Consider the following 4846-nt stretch of genomic DNA (forward strand, 5'->3'; position numbering starts at 1 on the left):
GCGGCGAGGCTCAGGATGCGCGCCAACGTCGTCGAGGCCGCCGAGCAATGCGGCATCCTGAGCCTCGCCGCGGTGGCAGAGCCCCTGGCCCTGGACCGCTATCTCGGCCAGCGCGGCGCACAGCGCCTGCTGGTGTTTTGCGACGAGGCGGCTGATAGCGACAACCCGATCGCCGCCCTGCGGGGCGCGCGCGAGGCGGCTGATGGCATTGACGTGTTGATCGGGCCCGAGGGCGGCTTTGCCGAGGAGGAGCGCGCGCTGCTGCTCCGCCAGCCGCACATCCTGCGGCTGGCACTGGGCCCGCGGATCCTGCGTGCTGACACGGCCGCGGTGGCCGCACTGGCGCTGGTGCAGGCGGCGCTCGGCGATTGGGGCGACAAAAACGTGTTGGCCGACCGTTAAGCGATTGATCCTTTGGAGGTCGAAACCTCCCACGGGCCATGCTAAGGGCAGCGCCAACAAGCCCTCCCTCCCCCGGTTCCGCCGGGAAACCGGACCTCGTGATGACCGCGCCTGCCACCCAAAATGCTGCCGGCTCCGCCGCCTGGGCGGATACGCTGCTGTTGTCGTTCGCGCAGGCCGGTTACGTCAGGGCCGAGCCCGCGATCCTGCAGCCGGCCGAGCCGTTCCTCGACCTCTCCGGCGAGGACATCCGCAAGAGCCTCTATCTCACCACCGACCTCACAGGCGAAGAGCTTTGCCTGCGCCCGGACCTGACCATTCCGGTCGCCCGCGACTACCTCGCCTCCGGCCAGGCCGGCCAGCCGGCCGGGTTCAGCTATCTCGGTCCGGTGTTTCGTTACCGCGGCGGCCGCCCCAGCGAGTTCCTTCAGGCCGGCATCGAATCCTTCGGCCGGCAGGACCGTGCCGCCGCCGACGCCGAGATGCTGGCGCTGGCGCTGGAAGCGACCTCTGCGTTTGGCGTGAACGATGTCGAGATCCGCACCGGCGACGTGGCGCTGTTCAACGCCCTGATCGATGCGCTCGATCTCTTCCCGGTGTGGCGCCGCCGGCTGATCAAGGACTTCAACCGCAAGATCAGTCTGGAGCAGGATCTGGAGCGGCTCACGGTCGCGACATCTGCAACCCGCAACGAATATGAGGGCGTGCTCGCAGCGCTCGCCGGCTCCGACCGCAAGGCCGCGCTCGCGCTCGTCACCGATCTGATGTCGATCGCCGGCACCACCAATGTCGGCGGACGCACCACGGCCGAGATCGCCGACCGCTTCCTCGAGCAATCGACGCTGAAGGGCGGCGCGCTGCCGCGTGAGGCGCTCAACGTGCTGAAGCGCTTCCTCGCCATTTCAGGCAATCCGGACGATGCGGTCGCCGAGTTGCGCGCGCTCGCCGCCGAGACCAGGCTCAACATCAATGCGGCGATCGACCAGCTCGAAAGCCGGGTCGGCTTCATGGCGGCACGCGGCATCGACGTGAAGGAGACGCGCTTCTCGACCTCGTTCGGCCGCGGGCTCGACTATTACACCGGCTTCGAATTCGAGGTGCACCACAGGGGCAACGGCGTCGAGCCGCTGGTGGCCGGCGGCCGCTATGACGGGCTGATGACCCAGCTCGGCGCGACCTCCCCGATCCCCGCGGTCGGCTTCTCGGTCTGGGTCGATGCGCTGGCCCGGATCGGCCGCAAGGTGGGAGCGTAAGATCATGAGCGCGCCGTTCGTTCTGGCCGTTCCCTCAAAAGGCCGCCTGCAGGAAAACGCCGAAGCCTTTTTCGCGCGTGCGGGACTGACGCTGTCGAAGCCCGGGGGTGCCCGCGACTATCGCGGCACCATCGCAGGCATGGACAATGTCGAGATCGCTTATCTGTCCGCGAGCGAGATCGCCTCGCAATTGGCGCGCGGCATGGTGCATCTCGGCGTCACCGGCGAAGACCTGGTGCGCGAGAGCATTCCGAATGCCGACAAGAAGGTTTTGCTGATCGACGGGCTCGGCTTCGGCAGTGCCAATGTGGTCGTCGCGGTCCCGCAGGCCTGGATCGACGTCCGCACCATGGCCGATCTCGACGACGTCACGACGGGTTTTCGCGAACAGCATCACCACCGGATGCGGGTCGCGACCAAATACATCAACCTGACCCGCGCGTTCTTCTCGAGCCACGGCATCGTCGACTACCGCATCGTCGAGAGTGCCGGCGCGACCGAGGGCGCGCCGGCGGTCGGCACTGCCGAGCTGATCGTCGACATTACCACGACAGGCGCGACGCTCGCCGCCAACGGGCTGAAGGTATTGGATGACGGTGTGATGCTGCGCAGCCAGGCCAATCTGGTCGCCTCGAAAGACGCCGACTGGTCGCCTGGTGCCCGCGAAGCCGCGCGCGTGATCCTGGATCACATCGCGGCGCGGGCGCGGGCCAATAAATACCGCGAGGTCCGGACCCGCTTCCGGGAATGCGATACCGCCTTGCTCGCGGAAGCCCACAGCCGGTTCGGCGTGGTCGCCCCGTTCGGGGGGCCGACATCGTCAGGCATGCTGACGCTGCACTGCCCGCCGTCAAAGCTCTATGCGCTCGGCAGCTTCCTGCGCGATCATGGCGCCGAGACGGTGTCGGTGGTGTCGCTCGACTACGTGTTCGACCGCGAGAACCCGCTATTCGCCAGGCTCGAGGCGTTCCTGGGGCAGTAAGCCCCCGTGGAGCCGTTCAGCGTAGCGACAGGTGGCAGCAGCTACCATATGCTGTTCAACGGATGACCTGGACTTGAATCGATGAATTTGGGCACTGACGTTTCCAGCCTGACGACCACAGCCGCGAGCGCCGCGGCCAAGGGGCTGTCGATTGTCGTCCCCGTCTACAACGAGGCTGGTGGGCTCGCCTCGCTGCACCAGCGGCTGTGCGAGCTCGCAAAGACCCTGCGGCAGCGTTATCGCCTGGCTTGCGAGGTCGTCTATGTCGACGACGGCAGTGCGGACACGACGCTGTCGATCGCGCGCGCGTTGCCCGCCGAGGCGATCGACGTGCAGGTCGTCTCGCTGTCGCGCAATTTTGGCAAGGAGGCCGCGCTGATGGCGGGCCTCGACCACGCCAGGCGCGGCGCCGTGATGTTCATGGACGGCGACGGCCAGCATCCGCCCGCACTGGTCGAGCAGCTCGTCAAGCACTGGATCGAGGACGGCTACGACGTCGTCTATACGGCAAAAGCCCATCGCGACAACGAGTCGTTCCTGCGGCGCCAGGCCGTGCACGGCTTCTACGCGCTGATCAATTGGGGCGCACGGCAGAAGATCCCGGAGGACGCCGGCGACTTCCGCCTGCTGTCGCCGCGCGCTGTCGCCGCACTCCGGCAGCTTCCCGAACGCAACCGCTTCTTCAAGGGGCTCGCGAGCTGGATCGGCTTCCGCCAGATCCGCGTCGACTATGAGCCGGCCCCGCGCTCCCATGGCGTGACCACGTTCAACGCCACGCGGCTGCTCGGCCTGTCGATCGAGGGCCTGACCTCGTTCTCGGTGGCGCCCCTGCGCTTTGCCAGCCTGCTGGGTGTGATCCTCGCCGGCGGCGCCTTCCTGTTCGGCCTCTCCATCCTGTGGGAAGTCTTCACGACCGGCAAGCAGGTACCGGGCTATCCCTCGCTGGTGATCGGGCTGATGACGATCGGCGGCGTGCAGCTCATCATGATCGGCATCGTCGGCGAATATATCGGCAAGATCCTGTCCGAGCTGAAGGCACGACCGATCTATTTCGTCGCCGAGCACAGCGAGAAGCAGTTCGAGGCCGACAAGGCGGACGATGCGTCCAGCCGGACGGCAGCCGAATGAACGCGGCGGCGACGCCGCGGCCGATCTGGCTCTGCGCCGACGATTACGGCATCAGCCCCGGCGTCAACAGCGGCATCCGCGACCTCATCGAACGCGGCCGCCTCAACGCCACATCCGTGATGATGGTCGGCCCCGCGATCGACCGCAGCGAGATCGACGCGCTAGAGGCCGCAGCGAAGACCAGCCCGCGCTGCGCGATCGGCCTGCATGTGACGCTGACCGCGCCATTCCGCCCCGTCACCATGTATTTCCGCCCGCTCGACGGCGACATGTTCTTCGACTTTCCAAAGCTGCTGCGCGCGGGCCTGGCGCGCCGGCTCGACCGCGAGATCTTTCGCGCCGAGATCGCCACCCAGCTCGCGGCCTTCGCCCAGGCCTTCGGGCGCGCACCCGATTTCGTCGACGGCCATCAGCACACCCAGCTCTATCCGCAGATCCGCGATGGTTTTATCGACGCGGTCCGCGAGGCCGCGCCAAATGCCTGGGTGCGTCAGGGCGGGCGTAACCTGCCTTTGGCGAGGCGGCTCGCGTCGCCGAAAGCGGTGGTGCTCGATGTCCTGAGCGCGCAATTCCGCAAGCGCGCGACGGCAGCTAACCTTTCGGTCAATCCCGCCTTCGCCGGCGCCTACGACTTCACCCGCAACGCCGACTTCGGCGAGTTGATGCGGACGTTCATCGCAGGCCTGCCGGAAGGCGGCCTCGTGATGTGCCATCCCGGCTTCGTCGACGACGTCTTGCGGAGCCTCGATCCGATGACGGACGTGCGCGAGCGTGAGCATGCTTATTTGGCCGGCGACGGATTTGCGCGCCTGCTCGCGGAAAACAACATGACACTGGGATGAACGGGCCGAAACAAGGTCCCGCGCACCTTGTCGCATACCGAAATTTAATCCGGCCGCCTCTGTTGACGCCACATTGGAACCTTACATCTTCGGCGCGCTTGATTGGCGCGATGGAGAGACAAGATGACGCCGCAGGAACGCCAGCTCGTTGACGAGCTTTTCGACCGGCTTTCGAAACTGGAGAATGCGCCGCGCGATCCCGACGCGGTCGCTGCCATGTCCGACGGCCTGCGCAAGGC

6 protein-coding genes are annotated in these 4846 nt (G+C 66.8%); all 6 read left to right on the forward strand.

Features of this window, described 5'->3' with window-relative positions:
• Positions 1-402: RsmE family RNA methyltransferase (locus C2U70_RS31270; RefSeq protein WP_140982483.1), on the forward strand; the 402-nt coding region annotated here is incomplete at its 5' end.
• 101 nt (positions 403-503) lie between these two features.
• Positions 504-1655 (forward strand): ATP phosphoribosyltransferase regulatory subunit, encoded by a 1152-nt coding sequence (locus C2U70_RS31275; RefSeq protein WP_140982484.1) that lies wholly within the window; start codon positions 504-506, stop codon positions 1653-1655.
• Between the two features lie 4 nt (positions 1656-1659).
• Positions 1660-2637 carry an ATP phosphoribosyltransferase gene (gene hisG / locus C2U70_RS31280; RefSeq protein WP_140982485.1) on the forward strand — a complete coding sequence of 326 codons (978 nt, stop codon included), beginning with the start codon at positions 1660-1662 and terminating at the stop codon, positions 2635-2637.
• A gap of 81 nt (positions 2638-2718) precedes the next feature.
• Positions 2719-3765, forward strand: coding sequence for a glycosyltransferase family 2 protein (locus C2U70_RS31285; protein ID WP_140982486.1), 1047 nt, complete (start codon positions 2719-2721; stop codon positions 3763-3765).
• Positions 3762-4607: a ChbG/HpnK family deacetylase gene (locus C2U70_RS31290; protein ID WP_140982487.1), complete on the forward strand. Its 846-nt coding sequence runs from the start codon at positions 3762-3764 to the stop codon at positions 4605-4607. The genes C2U70_RS31285 and C2U70_RS31290 overlap by 4 nt, the downstream gene beginning before the upstream one ends.
• A 123-nt stretch (positions 4608-4730) precedes the next feature.
• On the forward strand, positions 4731-4846 hold a 116-nt coding region (locus tag C2U70_RS31295; RefSeq protein ID WP_140982488.1), incomplete at its 3' end, for a DUF2076 family protein.

Origin of the sequence: Bradyrhizobium guangdongense (assembly GCF_006483445.1) — a bacterium.
In the GTDB taxonomy this organism is placed as follows: Bacteria; Pseudomonadota; Alphaproteobacteria; order Rhizobiales; family Xanthobacteraceae; genus Bradyrhizobium; species Bradyrhizobium guangdongense_A.

What these genes read in the sequence shown, in the direction of transcription:
- hisG (WP_140982485.1), top strand. Translation starts at nt 1,660, where the DNA reads ATGAGCGCGCCGTTCGTTCTGGCCGTTCCCTCAAAAGGCCGCCTGCAG.
- C2U70_RS31290 (WP_140982487.1), top strand. Translation starts at nt 3,762, where the DNA reads ATGAACGCGGCGGCGACGCCGCGGCCGATCTGGCTCTGCGCCGACGAT.
- C2U70_RS31275 (WP_140982484.1), top strand. Translation starts at nt 504, where the DNA reads ATGACCGCGCCTGCCACCCAAAATGCTGCCGGCTCCGCCGCCTGGGCG.
- C2U70_RS31285 (WP_140982486.1), top strand. Translation starts at nt 2,719, where the DNA reads ATGAATTTGGGCACTGACGTTTCCAGCCTGACGACCACAGCCGCGAGC.